15 protein-coding genes and 2 pseudogenes are annotated in these 17117 nt (G+C 70.7%); 13 read left to right on the top strand and 4 right to left on the bottom strand.

The annotated features are described in order from the left end of the window. Positions 1-218 precede the first annotated feature (218 nt). The 5 genes from AOJ26_RS17275 to AOJ26_RS17295 all read left to right on the top strand — a co-directional run bounded on the left by AOJ26_RS17275 (position 219) and on the right by AOJ26_RS17295 (position 4809). Positions 219-773: a hypothetical protein gene (locus tag AOJ26_RS17275; RefSeq protein ID WP_078959931.1), complete on the top strand. Its 555-nt coding sequence runs from the start codon at positions 219-221 to the stop codon at positions 771-773. Positions 774-899: 126 nt separating this feature from the next. Then, positions 900-1481, top strand: a complete 582-nt coding sequence (locus tag AOJ26_RS45215) for a hypothetical protein (RefSeq protein WP_420713244.1) — start codon at positions 900-902, stop codon at positions 1479-1481. Between the two features lie 197 nt (positions 1482-1678). Continuing rightward, on the top strand, positions 1679-2056 hold the full coding sequence (locus tag AOJ26_RS17290; protein WP_053849201.1) for an ANTAR domain-containing protein: 378 nt from the start codon (positions 1679-1681) through the stop codon (positions 2054-2056). 448 nt (positions 2057-2504) lie between these two features. Next, positions 2505-2681, top strand: coding sequence for a hypothetical protein (locus AOJ26_RS43485; RefSeq protein WP_159044304.1), 177 nt, complete (start codon positions 2505-2507; stop codon positions 2679-2681). A gap of 46 nt (positions 2682-2727) precedes the next feature. Beyond that, positions 2728-4809, top strand: coding sequence for a SpoIIE family protein phosphatase (locus AOJ26_RS17295; protein ID WP_234358580.1), 2082 nt, complete (start codon positions 2728-2730; stop codon positions 4807-4809). Positions 4810-4958: 149 nt separating this feature from the next. Here the strand turns inward: AOJ26_RS17295 and AOJ26_RS17300 are convergent, their stop codons facing one another. Further along, positions 4959-5720 (bottom strand): DeoR/GlpR family DNA-binding transcription regulator, encoded by a 762-nt coding sequence (locus AOJ26_RS17300; protein ID WP_053849224.1) that lies wholly within the window; start codon positions 5718-5720, stop codon positions 4959-4961. A 90-nt stretch (positions 5721-5810) separates the two neighbouring features. Between AOJ26_RS17300 and AOJ26_RS17305 the strand changes: the two genes are divergently transcribed. The 3 genes from AOJ26_RS17305 to AOJ26_RS17315 all read left to right on the top strand — a co-directional run bounded on the left by AOJ26_RS17305 (position 5811) and on the right by AOJ26_RS17315 (position 8398). Next, positions 5811-7049: an MFS transporter gene (locus tag AOJ26_RS17305; protein WP_053849203.1), complete on the top strand. Its 1239-nt coding sequence runs from the start codon at positions 5811-5813 to the stop codon at positions 7047-7049. Between the two features lie 102 nt (positions 7050-7151). Then, a complete protein-coding gene (locus tag AOJ26_RS17310) occupies positions 7152-7781 on the top strand; it encodes an LLM class flavin-dependent oxidoreductase (protein ID WP_053849204.1) in 630 nt (209 codons plus the stop codon). Next, a complete protein-coding gene (locus AOJ26_RS17315; protein ID WP_053849205.1) occupies positions 7778-8398 on the top strand; it encodes an HAD family hydrolase in 621 nt (206 codons plus the stop codon). The genes AOJ26_RS17310 and AOJ26_RS17315 overlap by 4 nt, the downstream gene beginning before the upstream one ends. Positions 8399-8483: 85 nt before the next feature. Here AOJ26_RS17315 and AOJ26_RS17320 read toward each other — a convergent pair. Continuing rightward, positions 8484-9107 (bottom strand): annotated as a pseudogene (locus AOJ26_RS17320) (MFS transporter); the annotation flags it as partial. A gap of 81 nt (positions 9108-9188) precedes the next feature. Further along, on the bottom strand, positions 9189-10205 hold the full coding sequence (locus AOJ26_RS17325; protein ID WP_053849206.1) for a LacI family DNA-binding transcriptional regulator: 1017 nt from the start codon (positions 10203-10205) through the stop codon (positions 9189-9191). A gap of 189 nt (positions 10206-10394) precedes the next feature. Between AOJ26_RS17325 and AOJ26_RS17330 the strand changes: the two genes are divergently transcribed. The 5 genes and pseudogenes from AOJ26_RS17330 to AOJ26_RS17350 all read left to right on the top strand — a co-directional run. Further along, on the top strand, positions 10395-12221 hold the full coding sequence (locus AOJ26_RS17330) for a glycoside hydrolase family 2 protein (RefSeq protein ID WP_053849207.1): 1827 nt from the start codon (positions 10395-10397) through the stop codon (positions 12219-12221). Positions 12222-12358: 137 nt separating this feature from the next. Next, positions 12359-13705: an extracellular solute-binding protein gene (locus AOJ26_RS17335; RefSeq protein ID WP_053849208.1), complete on the top strand. Its 1347-nt coding sequence runs from the start codon at positions 12359-12361 to the stop codon at positions 13703-13705. Between the two features lie 35 nt (positions 13706-13740). Beyond that, a complete protein-coding gene (locus AOJ26_RS17340; protein WP_053849209.1) occupies positions 13741-14646 on the top strand; it encodes a carbohydrate ABC transporter permease in 906 nt (301 codons plus the stop codon). A 1-nt stretch (position 14647) separates the two neighbouring features. Further along, complete coding sequence (locus AOJ26_RS17345) at positions 14648-15595, top strand: carbohydrate ABC transporter permease (protein ID WP_053849210.1); 948 nt, start codon at positions 14648-14650, stop codon at positions 15593-15595. Positions 15596-15908: 313 nt separating this feature from the next. After that, a pseudogene (locus AOJ26_RS17350) lies at positions 15909-16520 on the top strand (SDR family NAD(P)-dependent oxidoreductase); the annotation flags it as partial. A 103-nt stretch (positions 16521-16623) separates the two neighbouring features. On the opposite strand, the gene AOJ26_RS17355 reads toward AOJ26_RS17350, so the two are convergent. After that, complete coding sequence (locus AOJ26_RS17355) at positions 16624-17082, bottom strand: hypothetical protein (protein WP_053849211.1); 459 nt, start codon at positions 17080-17082, stop codon at positions 16624-16626. Positions 17083-17117 lie beyond the last annotated feature (35 nt).

Genomic DNA, 17117 nt, shown 5'->3' on the forward strand with positions numbered 1-17117 from the left:
CTCCCGCCCCGCGCGCGAGCGCCCAGCTCTCCTGCGCATGTCCCCACTCTACGGACCCCTCCCCGCCAACTGCCCCCTGCCGAACGGCACATGGGGACGCACGTCAACAGTGGGAACAGCCCGAACGGCACATGGCAGCTCTCGGCGCCCGGTCCCGAAGCTGGTGTCCACACACCGGCTCCGGTGAACTCCGCAGCGCAGACAGGAAAGGCCGTCCCGTGACGACAAGCGTTTCACCACGTACCCCACTCCCCGGGGACTTCAAGGCCACCGTGCCCCGCTGGGCCGTATGGGCAGCCCACGCCGTGCCGCTCACCGCCCTGCCTTCCGGGCTCTGGCGGCTGGCTCTCGGAGCGGGCATCCCAGTGGGTTTCCACGGGGAGATGGCCGAGCTGTACGACGGTCCCGGCTGGATCACCCTGTATGTCATCGTGCTCAGTGCCGTCGCGGAGGGCCTGGCACTGCTGACGCTCGGGCTCGTACAGCCATGGGGAGAAGTCGTGCCACGGTGGATCCCCTTCCTCGGCGGCAGGACGATCCCGGTCATGGCAGCAGTCGTCCCGGCCGCCCTGGGCGCACTCGCGGTCACCCTGTTCAGCGTCATGGGCGTCCACGAGTGGATCGACCCTGACATGACCCAACAGGAGATCCAGGACTCCCCCCACGGGGTGGCGGGCGTGATCATGACCGTGGCGTACGCGCCTCTGCTGGCCTGGGGACCGCTGCTGGGCGCGGTCACCGTCGCTTACTACCTCCGCCGCCGGCAGCAGTGAAGAGCAAGAAGCGACGGGCCCCGCAGTACTCGGCGAGCGCGAAGCAACTGCGCGCAACACAGGGGGAATTCAAGCCGACCAGTCGGTCAAGGCGGCGAGGGCGTGCGGGTCGGTGAGGAAGGCGTCGTGGGCATCATGGTCCAGTTCGCCAGCCTCGACGGCGTCCTCCAAGCGAGCTATGGCGTCACCGCCTATGGGGCCGCCCAGAACACGGTCGTCCCTGGCGACCTCGCCGTCCCCCTGCCCGACAACCTGTCCGACCACCTGTCCGACGACCTCGGCGCGAGCCTGGGCATCCCCGGCATCACCGCGCACCGCACCGTCTTCGCCGACGGCCCCATCGACGGCAAACGGGTGCTGGTCAACGGTGTCCTCGGTACTTCTGCTGGGTTACACGTGACGGATGACGTCGTACATGGTCGTGGACGCGGGCGCCGGGTGCGGCACGTTGTTCCACCCAATCTCCTCCGCCCGCTTTTCGATCGCCTTGCGTGCGGCCTGTGCGGCGGCCTCGTCCTCGAAGAAGGCGATGCTCAGCCCGTTGCCGGTGGCGGGATCCAGGAGGTGATAGGCGCCCTGGACGCCGCGCGGCGTCCAGCACCCAGTCACGATCGTCGGTCGGCATCGGTTCCCATACAGCTACTCGTGCGATCATCGCCGCCCCCAGTTCGGTCGGGTGTTTCCAGGCTGCCGCAGGCAGGGCCCTGAGTACCGGCCCCACGACCACTGTGACACCCGGTCTCCGACTTGCGCAGTCAGCGGCCAGGCACAGTCACACCAACGGCATACCGCACACTCCCTCGCCCCGTAGTGAGCGACGGCGGCCGATGCCCTGTCAAATGCGGTCGAGGGAACTGTGCGGATACAGGCGTGTGCCCCCGTGGAAGCAAGGGCAGGCGTCGGTCATGCGACCCTCCCCACGAGAGAACCCCTCGCCCACCACCTCCACGCAGGGGGCAGACGGAAGCGAGGAGTCCCAGCAGCTCTTCGACACCGTTGCCGAGCTGCAGAAGGAACGTGAGCAGCTCAAGCGGGCGATGGAAAACCGACCCGTGATCGACATGGCCCGCGGTGTGCTGGCGGCCGGCTACGGCTGCCCACCGCAAGAGGCCTGGCAGATCCTGGTGACCGTCTCCCAGCACACCAACACCGCACTGCACACCGTGGCCGAAGCCGTCACCCGGGCCGCCACCGGCACCCCCCTGCCCGAGCACCTCCAGGAACACCTGGCAGCAGCCGTAAGAGCCTGCGAGGCCAGGCGTGAGCGTGGATCATCCGCGTAGCCCGGACGATGCCTGACCAAGATCGGCCCCTATACCGGCTGGCCGCGAAAGACCTACCGGAACCGCACCCGCGTCAGCCCGATCCGCCAGTGATCATGTGATCGGTGAAGACAGGCGGGGATCGAACACTGATGGACGCACCCCGACAGACAACGCCATAGCAGGACGGCGTCACACCTGCTGGGCGTATTGTCCTGTTATGAGTGATCTGCGGTATGGCTGGTGCGGAGCTGGGCTTCCGAGCCCAATGTTGCTCGGGCTCCGTCACTCTCGGCCGACGCACCGGCAGTGCGCATGGCATGCCCGGAGTCGGTGGCGCGAGGCTGCGTCCAGGCGCAATGCAACGGCCGCGGCCGGCACAGCTCTGCTGATGCACGTCAAGGACCGCACCCAAGGCACAGGCAAGTCTCCCCTGCGGCGGCCTTCTACGGAATGGCCTTACGCAACGGTGGCCCGTATCCCTGATCTGGCCGGTGAACTGGTGCGGGCGGCCGTTGTCGCGGACCGGCAGACCGAGGCGAGCTGGATCGAGGTCGGTGCCGGGCTGGGCATCAGCACCGAGGCGGCCCGTACCCGCTCTGGTCGCAGCCGTCGCATGGAACAGTCCGGCCGGAGTGAGCGGTAGGGCCATGCAGCGGCCGGACACACCAAGTGACGGCGCCGGTCCGGGCATGCCGTTGCCGGATGCCGTTCTCGCCGACGTGATGCGGGACACCGGGGCCTCGGTGGGGCTGCTCTACCTGTTGCCGCCGACGGAGCGGGTCCTACGACTGGCCCTGGTGGGCGGGGTGTCCGGGCAGATCGCCGCTCCATGGGCACGCATCCCGTTGGAGGCCACGATTCCGGTGGCGGACGCCGTGCGGGAGCGGCGTCCGCTCTGGCTGGGCAGCCAGGAGGACATCGCCCGCCGCTACCCGAGGGTCGGCCTCGTCCTCCCGTACGACTTCAAGCTCGCCGCCGCCCCGATCACCAGTGATGGCACTGTGTGGGGCGGCATCGTGCTGCTGTGGCCCATCTGGCACCCCTCCGATCTCAGCACGGCCGACCAGGAGACACTCACAGCCTGCTGCCGCCGTGCCGCAGCGGTCCTGCACCGGGCCGCCGACAGCGGCCAGGCGGTGCAAGCGCCGGAAGAACCCCGTCTGCTCCCTGCCCAGCACCACCAGGAGACCGATCCCGCGCAAGGCGCCGCAGCCCTGGCCTTCACCGCGCGCCTGCCCGTGGGCTGCTGTGCCCTGGACCTGGAAGGCCGGCTCACCTTCATCAACGCCGCCGGCGCAGACCTGGTGGGTGCCCCGCCCGGGTCCCTGCTGGGCCACCGTCCCTGGGAGGTGCTGCCCTGGCTGCGCGATCCGATGTTCGAAGACCGCTACCGGGCGGCGGTGGTCAGCCGCCAGCCCACCTCCTTCACTGCCAGGCGCCCGCCCGACACCTGGCTGCTCTTCCAGCTGTACCCGGACGACAGTGGCATCAGCGTCCACATCACCCCCGCCGACACACTCCAGACCCACACCGCACCCCACCTGCCACAGCCGGCCGAGCCCATCGGCGCGACGGCGCTGTACCACCTCACGCACCTGGCCACCGCCCTGGCCGAGGCCGTCAGTGTGCACGACGTGGTCGAACTGGCCGCCGACCAGATCGTGCCCGCCTTCGGCCCCAAAGCCCTGGCCCTGCTGACCGTCGAAGCAGGACGCCTGTGCGTCACCGGATACCGCAACTACGGCGCCGATCTGATGGCCCGGTTCGACGCCGCCCCCATGAGCTCCGACACGCCCGCCGTGCGCGCCATCACCACCGGAACGCCCGCCTTCTTCCCCACCTTCGCCGACCTGAAGAAGGCCTATCCACCAGCCGTGCACCAGGACGGGATGGCCTCCTGGGCGTTCCTCCCCCTGATCGTCTCCGGCCGCCCGGTCGGCTCCCTCGTCCTCGCCTACGACCTGCCCCGCATCTTCCCGCCCACCGAACGAGCCCTGCTCACCTCACTGGCCGGACTGATCGCCCAGGCCCTCGACCGGGCCCGCCTCTACGACGCCAAACACGCCCTCGCCCACAGTCTCCAGACCGGCCTGCTGCCCCGCACCCTGGCGCACGTCCCCGGCCTGGAAACGGCCGCACGCTACCGGCCCGCCGGCCACGGCATCGACATCGGCGGCGACTTCTACGACCTCATCCCCGGCCAGAACGGCACCGTCGTCGTGGCCATCGGCGATGTCCAGGGACACGACACCAGCGCCGCCGCCCTCATGGGTCAGGTCCGCACCGCCGTACGCGCCCACGCCACCGCAGGCTCCTCACCGGGTGACGTACTCGCCCGCACCAACCGCCTGCTGACCGACCTCGACACCGGGCTGTTCGCCAGTTGTCTCATCGCCCACCTCGACCTGCCGCATCACCGCGCCCACCTGGCCACCGCCGGCCACCCCCCAGCCCTGCTGCGCCATCTCGACGGCCACACCGCCACTCTGCACCTGCCACCCGGGCTCCTGCTGGGCATCGACCCCGACACCGACTACCCCACCACCGACGTCGCCCTCTCCCCCGGCGCCGTCCTCGCCCTCTACACCGACGGCCTCGTCGAGACCCCCGGCACCGACATCGACGACGCCACCACCGCACTCGCCCACCGGCTGAGCACCGCACCGGCGCAGAACCTGGAAATGCTGGCCGACGCCCTCCTCGACCACGCCGAACGATCCGCCCCCCGCAACGACGACATCGCGCTGCTCCTCGTCCGCCCACACGGGTGATCTGCGCGTAGGCGTACCGACCTGCTGACCGCTCCGCCGGTGGCAGCGTGCCCCGCCAAGTCATTGGTCCGCGTGACGGCCGACCTGCCTGCGTGAGCCGCGACCGCCTTGTCAGGCCCTCCGTACGTTCTCAGAGCCTCGATACGTTCTCAGACACTCCGCACGACGGTGCCGAGGCTTTCAAGTGCCGTGACCTCGGCGGCCGGTGCAGTGGTGTCCGTGACGAGGGTGTGCGCAAGGGTGCAGGGACCGACGTAGGCGTAGGCGGTGTGGCCGAACTTGCTGCCGTCGGCCGCGACGATCACGCGGCGGGCGGAGGCGATGGCCGCCTTCTTCACCGCGGCGTCGTCGAGGTCGTAGGCGGTCAGGCCGTCGGCCGCGTCCAGCCCGCAGCAGCCGATGACGGCGGTGTCAAAGCGCAGAGCCGCCAGGGATGCCAGGGTGAGGGGACCAGTGAGGGCTCCCTCCGCGGCGCGCGGCTGCCCGCCGGGCACCACCAGCGTGGCCGGGCCCGGTGTCTCGCCCAGCAGGTGGATGGCCTGCAGGGACAAGGCCATCACGGTGACGGGCCGCTCGCGCAGGAGGCGGGCGACCTCCAGGCAGGTGGTGCCGCTGTCCAGCAGGACGCTCTCGCCATCGCCGATGAGTCCGGAGATCTCCGCCGCGATCCGGACCTTGGCGTCGACCGCTTCGTGGGCGCGCAGCGCGAAGGGGGGTTCCTCACCTCGCAGGAGCAACGAGCGTGCCCCGCCACGGACGCGCTCGAGCACGCCCTGCGCGGCCAGGATGTCGAGGTCACGTCGGATCGTCATCTCGGAGGCCCCCGTCAGCCCCGCGAGCTCCTGGACCGTGGCGCCACCGGAGTCCCTGACGGTCTTCGTGATCAGCCCGTGCCGGTCTGCGTTGCTCATGCCGCGATTGAACACCATCAGACAATGAACAAACAACTTGTTCGTAGCCGCCACTTTCGAACATGAAAGTTGTTCGTTACCGTGGGCGGCATGGAACGTTCGCTTCGAGCCGCCCGCGTGGCCACCTACGTCTACTTCGTCCTGTGCGGCACCCTCATGGGCGCGTGGGTGGTGCACATCCCCGCCATCGAGGAGCGCGTGGACATCAGCCATGCGACGCTGGGCGGCCTGCTGGTCCTCCTGGGCGTCGGGGCCTTCACCGGAATGCAGGTCGCCGGACGGCTGACCGACAGCCTCGGCGTGCGCGTCGTCGTGCCCGCCAGCGGAGCACTGTGCGGCGCGGCCCTGGCACTGCCCGGTCTCGCCCAGGATCCATGGACCCTGGCCGGGGCCCTGCTGATCTTCGGCTTCTGCAACGGCAGCCTGGACGTGAGCATGAACGTCCACGCGGTGCATGTGGAGAAGGCGTACGGCCGACCCGTCATGTCCGGCTTCCACGCGACGTTCTCCGTCGGCGGTGTTCTCGCGGCGCTCGTCGGAGCCGGTGCAGCGAGCGCCGGCCTGGGTACAGCCGCCGGCCTGGCCGCTCTGGGGGCCGTGGGCGTAGTGGTCGCCCTGGCGTCGGCACGTGCCCTGCTGCCGGCCGCCCCCACGCCAGCCGCCAGCGGCTCCGGGGAACAAGAGCAGGAGCAGGAACAGCAGGAGAAGCACACCGAGGCATCGTCGGGCGACAAGCGCCGCAGTGCCGGCGGGCGCGTCTGGCTCATCGCCGTCCTGGCACTGATGGTCATGCTCTGCGAGGGCGCCGCCAACGACTGGAGCGCCTTGCACCTCAAGGACGTCCTCGGCGCGTCCGCCAGCACGGCCGCCTTCGCCTACGGCACCTTCGCCGCGGCCATGACCACCGGCCGACTGCTCGCCGACCGCCTCGCCGCCCGGTTCGGATCCGTGGCGATCCTGCGCTACGGCGCAGCCATGGCCGCCGTCGGCATCACGCTGGTGGCCCTCGGACCCTGGCTGTGGGCGGCGTTCACGGGCTGGGCCCTGTTCGGCCTGGGCCTGTCCGGCTGTGTCCCGCAGCTGTTCAGCGCGGCCGGGCACGCCGACCCCGAAGCCGCCGGCGCCAACGTCTCCCGCGTCGCCGGACTCGGCTACGTCGGCATGCTCGCCGGCCCCGCCGTCATCGGCTGGTTGACCCACCTCGTCGCCCTCAACCACGCCTTCGTCCTGCTGACCTTCCTGTGCGTGACCACGGCTGTCGCCGGCGGGATCCTGCGCACCGGATCGGACAGCACCCGCGCGAGCGAACTGGCGCCCAGTGACCACTGACTGCCTGTGCGGCACGGTCCCTGACAACCGTTCCGCACAGGCCTCCCCCCCACCGTCACCAGGGCCGGGGACCACGCCCTCAGCCGACTGAAGGAGCCCCGCATGTCCGAGTCCCCCGCGTCACCGGCCCGCGGCCGTGTCGGTGTCATGCTGCCGCTCGATCTCCCCGTCGGTGAGGTGCTGCCCTACGTCCGGCGTGCCGAGGAGCTGGGGTTCGACGAGATCTGGGTGGTGGAGGACCTCGGCCGGCGCGGCGGTGTCGCCCAGGCCGCGACCGTCCTGGCCGCCACCACGAACCTCACCGTCGGGATCGGGATCATGCCCGCCGGTGCCCGCAACGCGGCCTTCGCCGCGATGGAGCTGGCCACCCTCGCCCAGCTCCACCCGGGCCGGCTCATGGCGGGGATCGGCCACGGCATGCCCGGCTGGATGCGCCAGGTCGGGTCCTGGCCCGAGAGCCCTCTGACCCTGATCAAGGAGTATGCGAGAGCGCTCCGTCTGCTAATCGCCGGCGAGCCCGGCCCCGAGAACGGCCGGTACGTCCGCTGCGTCTCCGGCACCCCCGCCCAGGCCCGTGCGGCGATCGACGCCCGCCATGCGGCCGGCGCGACCAGCGTCGTTCTCACCCCGGCGGGCCCCGACCGCCTGGCCGCACTGGACTCGCTCGCCCGCGCCCTGCCCCACCGGCCCTGCCCCGAACACCCCGACACCCCGAGGGAACGAACCCCATGACCACCGACCGCCGCCGCATCCTGCTCTTCGACCTGTTCGGCGTCATAGCCCGCCACCAACGCCCGGGCGCCCTGGAGAAGATGGCCGCCCGCTGCGGCACCTCCGCCGACGCCTTCACCACGGCCTACTGGACCCACCGCCCGCCCTACGACGCCGGCCGGCACACCGCGTACGCCTACTGGACCGATGTCCTGCACGCGCTGTCCCGCCCCGCCGACGCCGACACCATCGAAGAGCTGCGGCTCACCGACATCGAGAGCTGGTCCCGCGTCGACGACCGCATGGTCACCTACGTACGGGGCCTGCGGGAGCGGGCCCGGGTAGCCCTGCTGTCCAACATCCCCGCGGACCACGCGGACGCCTTCCTCGCCGCCCAGCCCTGGCTGCACGACCTCGACCATCTCGCCCTCTCCGCAAGGATCGGTGCCGCGAAGCCCGACCCGGCGGCCTTCCAGAACTGCGTCGTCACTCTGCGGGCGGCACCCGCCGACTTCCTCTTCGTCGACGACCGCGAGGAGAACGTCCGCGCGGCACAAGCGGCCGGCATGGACGGGCACGTCTTCCGCAGCCGGGAAGACCTCACAGCCGCCATCGACGCGTGGCTACCGACCCGTTGAGCCCCTGCATCGAGCCAAGGTCGGCTCCGCGACGCAGGCTGCCGAAGAACACCTCGGACAACAACCCACCCCTTCGCCACAGGCGTCACACCACGTCAGGTGCGCTCACCGTGGCGGGATCCCTGGATCCCTGCTGATCCGGACCGTCCGCCGGGGCAGCGGCCCGCAGTGCCGTCTCGACCCGGCGGTTGCTGGTCATGGAGGCCGTGACGGCCGTCATCGCCAGGAGGAGGACAGCCGCTGCGCAGAGCGGGGTACGGATGTCATGGGCAGTGGCCAGCCAGCCGCCGAGGAACGCTCCGACGGGGGCGGCGCACATGGCCAGCATGCGCGAGGTGGAGGCGACCCGTCCCATGAGGTGGGCCGGGACGATCGCCTGCCGGAGCGAGGGCCCGAGCACCATCGTGGCGCCCATCCCGGCCCCGCAGACGGCGAGTGCCAGCCCCGCCAGGTACGGGTTCGAGGCAGCGGCCAGGCCCAGGACGGCAAGCCCCTCGACGGCAGCCGTGCAGGTCAGCGCGGTGCCGGTACCGAGTCGCCGGCCGAGGTGGGAGGCGATGCCCGCACCGAGCAGACCGCCGCTGGCCTCCGCCGCGAGGAGCAGGCCGAAGCCGTAGGTGTCGATGCCGAGACGGTTGCCCGGCCATCGCCAGAAGGGCACGTTGTTCCTTCGTCCGCCCGTGAAGCCGAACGCCCCGACCGCGACGCGGCGTTCGCGTCGCCCCCCTCCTCGTCCTGCCGGGCATGACGCAAGGACGCGCCCGGGCGAGTCGGCCGGTGCGCGCCTCCGTCAGCCCCCGCTGCTCTCCCGGACCACGATCCGGTGGCCGACGATCTCGTCCCGGTAGGGGGCAGTGAGGTCCGGGGCGTCCACGCGCTCCAGCAGCCGGGTGACCGCCACGCGGGCGATCTCCCGTTTGTCGGGCGCGACGGTGCTCAGGCTGGGGACGCTGAACCGGGAGGCCTGGATGTCGTCGAAACCGACCACGTCGAGGTCACCGGGAACCCGCACACCGGCCTCGTGCAGGGCGCGCAGGGCGCCGAGTGCCAGGTTGTCGTTCAGGCACAGCAGCGCGTCCGGTGGGGACGCGTCCCGCGCCAGGCGGGCCGCCGCCTCGGCGCCGTCCTGCCAGTGGTAGGCCCCCACCGGCACCACGAGGCCGGCCTCGAAGGGCAGGCCCGCCGCGGCCAGGGCCTCGCGGTAGCCGTCGGTGCGCAGCCGGTCGGTGCCCTGCCGGCCGCGCAGGGTGCCGCCGATCACCGCGATGCGCCGGCGTCCCCGGGCCAGCAGGTGTTCGGTGGCTTCGCGCGCGGCTCGTACGTTGTCTATGCCGACGTGGTCGGTGTGTCCTTCGGCGGGGTGCTCGCCGAGGAGCACCAGGGGGAGCCGGCGGTCGCGGGTGGCGAGGTCGCGGGGCAGCAGGGACAGCGGGCTGAGGATCACCCCGTCGCAGAACTGGGTGTCGAAACCGTGCAGCGCGGCCAGTTCGCGCTCGCGCTCTCCGCCGGTGTGGTCGATCAGCACGGTCCGGCCCTGGCGTCCGGCCACCTCCATGACGTGCCGGGCCAGTTCGGAGAAGTACGCGACGTCGAGTTCGGGCACCGCGAGGGTGATCATGCCGGTGCGACCCTGGCGCAACTGTCGGCCGGCGATGTTCACGCGGTAGCCCAGGGCGTCGATCGCCTCCTGGACGACCGTGCGAGTCCGTTCCGAGACGTGCTCGTAGTTGTTGATCACGTTGGAGACGGTCTTGGGTGAGACGCCGGCGTACTCCGCCACGTCCTTGATCCTCGGTCTGGCCGCCACGCTGACCTTCCTTCCGAACTCCGGCGATCATACCGATCACAGAGAGCCCTTTCCGGCCACTCGGCCCCCGCAGCAGAATCTGCGACCGAGGTCTTTACATCGATGTAATCGGCATGATGCCATGTGCCCGCATCCACTCGCGTCTTCCCGCGCAACGCACCGACCTGCACTCTCGCTACGAGGAGCACCATGCCCGACCCGTACCTCCCGGACGAGCCACCCCGCCCCGAGTACCCCAGGCCCCAGTTCGTGCGGGACGCCTGGCTGAATCTCAACGGCGAGTGGCAGTTCGAGATCGACCGGTCCGACACCGGTCTGGAACGCGGCCTGACCGACCGCGATCTGGCCGACCGCATCCTCGTCCCGTTCTGCCCCGAGTCGGAGCTGTCCGGCGTCGGCGAGACGGACTTCCTGGAGGCGGTCTGGTACCGGCGTACCGTGACCGTGCCCGCCGAGTGGGCCGACGCCCGCGTGCTGCTGCACTTCGGTGCCGTCGACCACGACACCACCGTGTGGGCCAACGGCCAGGAAGTCGTCCGCCACCGCGGCGGCTTCACCCCCTTCACCGCCGACCTCGGCGACGTCGTCGCCGCCGGCGAGGAACTCACCGTCGTCGTACGCGCCCGGGACAGCCGCCACACCGTGCAGGCCCGCGGCAAGCAGGCGACCTGGTACGCCAACACCCACTGCCACTACACCCGGACCACCGGCATCTGGCAGACCGTGTGGCTGGAGCCGGTCCCCCGCGCCGTAGCCCTGCGCCGCCCCCGTATCACTCCCGAACTGGCCACCGGCTCCTTCCTGGTCGAGGTGCCGCTGTCCGCGAACGTCGCCGGGCACCGGGTGCGCGCCACGTTGGGCGACGCCGAGGGCACCGTCACGACCGCCGAGGGACGCGCCGATCTCGACCTGTGCCCCCGGCTGGTGCTCGCCGTGCCCGAGGAGCGGCGGCGCACCTGGTCGCCGGCCGACCCCCATCTGTACGACCTCGCCCTGGAAGTCCTCGGTCCGGACGGGTCGGTGGTCGACAGTGTCCGGTCCTACGCCGGGCTGCGTTCGGTGTCGGTGCGCGGCAAGGAGCTGCTCCTCAACGGCGAACGGGTCTTCCAGCGGCTGGTGCTGGACCAGGGCTACTACCCCGACGGCCTGATGACCGCGCCGAGCGACGCCGCGCTGCTGCGGGACATCGAGCTGGGGATGGCGGCCGGGTTCAACGGGGCCCGCCTGCACCAGAAGGTCTTCGAGGAGCGCTTCCTCTACCACGCCGACCGGCTCGGCTATCTGGTGTGGGGGGAGTTCGGGGACTGGGGCTGCGAGGTCGGCGTACGCGACGACAACCAGCGGCCCGACGCCTCGTACGTCACCCAGTGGCTGGAGGCGCTGGAGCGGGACCACTCGCACCCCTCGATCGTCGGCTGGTGCCCGCTGAACGAGACGTACCAGAACCTGCACGACCGCATCACCGTGCTGGACGACGTCACCCGCGGCATGTTCCTCGCCACCAAGCAGGCCGACCCGACCCGTCCGGTCGTCGATGCCTCCGGCTACGCGCACCGGGTACCGGAGACGGACGTCTACGACTCGCACTGCTACGAGCAGGACCCGGCGGCGTTCGCCAAGATCATGGCCGGGCTCGCCGAGGACCGGCCGTACGTCAACACGGGCCCCGAGGGCCGCGCCTGGTCCGTTCCCTACCGCGGACAGCCCTACTTCTGCAGCGAGTTCGGCGGGATCTGGTGGGACCCGGAAGCCGCCGCCGCGGCCGGTGACGACGCGGCGAGCTCCTGGGGGTACGGCGAACGGCCGCGCACCGAGGAGGAGTTCGTGGCGCGGTTCCGCGGCCTGACCGGCGTACTGCTCGACGATCCCGGCATGTTCGGCTACTGCTACACGCAGCTCACCGACGTCTTCCAGGAGCGCAACGGCGTCTACCGCTTCGACCGCTCGCACAAGGTGGACACGGCTCGGCTGCGCGCCGCCCAACTGCGCACCGCGGCCTACGAGTCCACGCCCTAGCCTCCCGTGCACCGCACTTCACGCAGAGACGCACTCGACTGCTGCCCGAGATTTACATCGATGTAAGAACGAGCGGTGGGCGGCCGCGCCGGATGACCCCCGATCCCCGCGCCGCCGCCCACCGGGAAGGAACCCTCATGACCGGCACACCCGCCCAGGTCGGTCGCCACGGGCCGACCCGACGCCGCGTCCTGACGACGGCACTCGCCGCCGGCGCGACGGCCCTCGGCACCGGAGCCCTTACCGGCTGCGGCTCGGCCCTGGCAGCCGACGACGGCTCCACCGTCCGGATGTGGGACCTCTTCAGCGGCGCCGACGGCGGCCTGCTCAACGACATGGTCGCCAAGGCCCGGCCCGACATGCCCGGCACCCGCGTCGAACGCACCGTCCTGGAGTGGGGCACGCCCTACTACACCAAGCTCGCCATGGCCTCCGCCGGCGGCCGGGGACCCGACGTCGCCGTATCCCACATGTCCCGTCTCGCCGGGTACGCGCCCACCGGGCTCCTCGACGCCTGGGACCTGGACGTCCTGGCCGAGTACGGCATCGCCCGGGACGACTTCGCCGACGCCGTCTGGTCACGCACCCAGTTCGACGGCAAGACCTACGCCATCCCCCTGGACACCCACCCCTTCATCGTCTTCTACCACCCCGAACCGGCGAAGAAGGCCGGCCTGCTCACCGCCGACGGCACCCTCGACACCGACGCCTTCTCCTCCCCCGCCACGTTCCTCGCCGCGGGCAAGGAACTCGCCAAGGCCTCCGGCAAGCAGGGCATCGCGTTCGGCTACGTCACCGACACCGCCCAGTGCTGGCGGCTCTTCTACGGCCTCTACCACCAGACCGGCGGCCGGTTCGAGCTGCCCGAGGGCGGACCGGCCGAGGTCGACGTCGACCGGATGGCCGAGGTCATCGCGTTCATGGCCAGGATCGTCGACGGCACCGTCAATCCCCGCAGCCTCGACTACGCCTCCGCCATCGCCTCCTTCGTCAACAACCAGACGGCGATGATCCTCTCCGGCGAATGGGAACTGGGCACCTTCCGCACCACGGACAAGAACGTCGGCGCGGCCCCCTTCCCCACCGTGTTCGGCACCCCGGCCGTCTACGCCGACTCGCACTCCTTCGTCCTGCCCCACCGCGACCACCCCGACGAGGAGCACCGGCGCCGCACCCACCGCGCGGTGGCCGCCCTGCTCAAGGCCGGACAGATCTGGGCCACCGCCGGACACATCCCCGCCTACACGCCGGTCACCGAGACCGCCGCGTACGCCGCGCTCACCCCGCAGTCCCACTACGCCCAGGCCGCCGACCACGTCGTCCTCGACCCGGCGGCATGGTTCGCGGGAGCGGGCTCCGACTTCCAGAACGCGATGTGCCAGGTCCTCCAGCAGGCCCTCCTCGGCGACACGAGCCCCGACCGCGCGGCACGCGCCATGGTGGGCCGCCTGAACGCCTTCCTCTCCAAGCCCAGCCCGGCCTGATCCGGCCGCGAACCACCCGCGCAGGAGGCACAACGATGTCCTCTCCCCTCGCCCCGTCCCGCACCGGGACACCCATGGCGCGCCGGATCCTCTCCCCCGGCCTGCTGTTCGCCCTGCCCTTCCTCGTGCTCTTCGCCCTCTTCATGGTCTGGCCCCTGGCCCAGGGACTGTGGATGAGCTTCACCGACACCTCACTGTCGGCGCACACGCCGAGCTTCATCGGCCTCGACAACTTCTCGGAGGCGCTCCAGGACGCCGAGATGTGGCGGGCCCTCGGCCACACCGTGTGGTTCACCGTCCTGTCGACCGTCCCGCTCGTCGTCGTCGCCCTCGGCATGGCCCTCCTGGTCCACACCGGGCTGCCCGGCCAGTGGGTGTGGCGCCTGGCGTTCTTCGCGCCCTACCTGCTGCCCGTCGGCGTGGTCACGCTGGTGTGGGCCTGGCTCTTCCAGGGCGACCTGGGCCTGTACAACCAGATCCTCAACGCGGTCGGCCTCGACTCCGTGGCCTGGCTCAGCGACAAGTCGGTCGCGATGTGGGCGATCGTGCTCACCACCCTGTGGTGGACCGCCGGCTTCAACTTCCTCCTCTACCTCGCGGCTCTCCAGTCGGTGCCCGACCACCTCTACGAGGCCGCCGCCCTCGACGGGGCGGGAGCGTGGCGGCGCCTGTTCTCCATCACCCTGCCGCAGCTCAGCCGGATCACCGTCGTCGTCACCGTCCTCCAGGTCCTCGCCTCGTTGAAGGTCTTCGACCAGATCTACCTGCTCACCAAGGGCGGCCCGGACAACTCCACCCGCCCGGTCATCGAGTACATGTACGACGTCGGCTTCACCGGTTACCGGCTCGGCTACGCCTCGGCGATCAGCTACGTCTTCTTCGCCCTCGTCATCCTCGCCTCCGCGGCCCAGTACGCCGCCCTCCGCCGCCGGGAGAAGTGACATGACCTCCACCACCGAACTGCCCGCCCGCAGCCCCGGGGCCGCACCGCGCTCACCGGTCATCCGCGAAGTGGCCGCCCGCAGGCACCGCGCCGAGGCCCGCCGCACCCACCTCTCCCTCGGCGACAGCCGCACCGCCCGCACCCTCACCTTCGCGCTGCTGACCCTGCTGGCCCTGCTGTGGCTGCTGCCGGCCGGCTGGGGACTGCTGACCGCCTTCAAGTCGGAGCAGGACGCGAGCGATCCCGTGCACTGGCTGTGGCCCAGGCACGGCTTCACCCTCGCCGGGTTCCGCAGCGTGTGGGAGCACGGCGACCTGCCGCTGTGGATGTTCAACAGCTTCCTGATCGCGGCCGTGGTCACGGTGATCACGGTGGCCGTGTCGGCGATGGCCGGTTACGCCTTCTCCCGCACGCGGTTCGCGGGCCGCAAGGCCCTGTTCACCGTCACGGTGGCGGCCGTCCTGGTGCCGCCGCAGATGCTGATCGTGCCGTGGTTCCAGCAGATGCTGACCCTGAACCTGGTCGACACCTACGCGGCGGTGATCCTGCCGCAGACCGTGGCGCCGGTGATGGTGTTCATCCTCAAGCGTCACTTCGACTCCCTGCCCAGGGAGTTGGAGGAGGCGGCGCGCATCGACGGCGCCGGACACATCCGGATCTTCTGGTCCGTGCTGCTGCCCCTGTCCCGCCCGATGCTGTCGGCCGTCGCGATCTTCGTGTTCATCGGGGCCTGGAACAACTTCCTGTGGCCCTTCGTCTCCACCTCGGACCCGGACCTGATGACCCTGCCGGTGGGCATCACGTCGGTCAAGGACGCCTACGGGGTCCAGTACGCCCAGTCGATGGCGTCGGCCGTGCTCGCCGCGCTGCCGCTGGTGGTCGTCTTCCTGTTCTTCCAGCGGCACATCGTCAAGTCCGTGGCCACGACGGGACTCGGTGGCCAGTGAGACCGACCGTCGTGGCTGAGGCGCACACCGACCGACGCAGCCGTAGATCGCTATGTCTCGTCTCGTCGAGGCGGTCCAGGGTGGTCCAGGGCAGCTTGCAGGTCGTCGCTCCTGGCCTGAACGCGCTCGCGCTCCGCGGTGATGCGCATCTGCTGGAAGAACCGCACCAGGGTGACGGCGTCCGGCCGGTAGAGGCGCCGGCCGGACGGGCCGCGATGAGAAGTCCCTGCTGCCCCCACGCCCCCTGGCCGACGCGGATCATTCGCTCGGGCGCGGCCCACGTGACGGTCGTGGTGATGCCTCTCACCCCGACCCTGACGCCGTGGACCTGCCCGGGGTCGAGGTGCTGCCCCTCGACATCACCGATCCCGCCTCCGTGAGGGCCGCCGCCGAGGCCGCCCCGGACGTCTCGCTCCTCGTCAACAACGCGGGAATCAGCACGGGGACGGACCTGGTGACCGGTTCGCTGGACGCGGTCCGGCAGGAGCTGGAGACCAACATGTTCGGCCACCTGGGAATGATCCGGGAGTTCGCGCCGGCGCTCGCCAGGAACGGCGGTGGCGCGATCGTCAACGTCCTCTCCGCCATGTCCTGGTTCGGGGGCAGGGGCGCCAATGCCTACCACCTGACCAAGGCCGCCGCCTGGGCCATGACCAACGGTGTCCGCCTGGAGCTCGCCGAGCAGGGCACCCTCGTGACGGCGGTGCACCTCGGCCTGGCCGACACCGACATGGCGGCGGGCTGGCCCGTGGAGAAGATCGCTCCCTCGGACCTGGCCGACGCGGCGCTCGACGGTGTCGAGACGGGTTCGGCCGAGGTCCTCGCCGACCAGTGGAGCCGGGACGTCAAGTCCCGGCTGCCGCTGACGCCGGAGGAGTTCAACGCCGCAATGGAACGCGCCCTGGCGGCGCTGATGGCGGCCTGAGAGGCCCGTCGGGCCACGCCGGCTTCGGTCGATCGTCCAGCAGTTCTTGCGGGGCAGATCGGCCAGCAGACGGCGTACGAACTCCCCCAGCCGGCGCCGGAGTTCAGAACGGCGAACCACCCGCTCCGCCAAGATCCACGATTGCGGCTGGCTGCTGGGCGTCCTTGTCCGGATCAGGTGAGGGAGACGGAACGATGGACAGGGAAGGGGTGGATGACTTCAGGAGGATCGTGCCCCAGTCGCCCAGCAGCCTGTAGTTGTCCTCGTCGCGGGTCAGGGAATCGACCGATCCGAAGTCGAGAGTGCCACTCGCGTCGATGGCGGGCTTGACGACGCCCTGCCCCGTCCAGTGCAGCTCTTGTACGGGTGAGAAGACGATCGTGGCCTGACGGAAGCAGGCACGATCCCCGGGCAGAGGGGCCCCGTACGACGGGTGACCAGGCAAGAGCAGCAGATCGAGCTGGAGGCTCAGCACGGCTGGACGGACCGTTATGTCCAGGACGTAGCTGCCTTCCAGGCTGGCGTACTCGAACCCTGGAAGGTTCGTGTAGTTGTCGCGCACGGCTTACCCCTCGGGCTGACTGCAAGGTACTGATC

This window comes from Streptomyces sp. NRRL B-24085, assembly GCF_001282115.1.
GTDB lineage: Bacteria > Actinomycetota > Actinomycetes > Streptomycetales > Streptomycetaceae > Streptomyces.

Bases quoted from the DNA above. Each gene is read 5' to 3' on its own strand.
- AOJ26_RS17290 (WP_053849201.1), top strand. From the start codon at position 1,679: ATGCGACCCTCCCCACGAGAGAACCCCTCGCCCACCACCTCCACGCAG.
- AOJ26_RS17295 (WP_234358580.1), top strand. From the start codon at position 2,728: ATGCCGTTGCCGGATGCCGTTCTCGCCGACGTGATGCGGGACACCGGG.
- AOJ26_RS17300 (WP_053849224.1), bottom strand. From the start codon at position 5,720: ATGAGCAACGCAGACCGGCACGGGCTGATCACGAAGACCGTCAGGGAC.
- AOJ26_RS17305 (WP_053849203.1), top strand. From the start codon at position 5,811: ATGGAACGTTCGCTTCGAGCCGCCCGCGTGGCCACCTACGTCTACTTC.
- AOJ26_RS17310 (WP_053849204.1), top strand. From the start codon at position 7,152: ATGTCCGAGTCCCCCGCGTCACCGGCCCGCGGCCGTGTCGGTGTCATG.
- AOJ26_RS17315 (WP_053849205.1), top strand. From the start codon at position 7,778: ATGACCACCGACCGCCGCCGCATCCTGCTCTTCGACCTGTTCGGCGTC.
- AOJ26_RS17330 (WP_053849207.1), top strand. From the start codon at position 10,395: ATGCCCGACCCGTACCTCCCGGACGAGCCACCCCGCCCCGAGTACCCC.
- AOJ26_RS17335 (WP_053849208.1), top strand. From the start codon at position 12,359: ATGACCGGCACACCCGCCCAGGTCGGTCGCCACGGGCCGACCCGACGC.
- AOJ26_RS17340 (WP_053849209.1), top strand. From the start codon at position 13,741: ATGTCCTCTCCCCTCGCCCCGTCCCGCACCGGGACACCCATGGCGCGC.
- AOJ26_RS17345 (WP_053849210.1), top strand. From the start codon at position 14,648: ATGACCTCCACCACCGAACTGCCCGCCCGCAGCCCCGGGGCCGCACCG.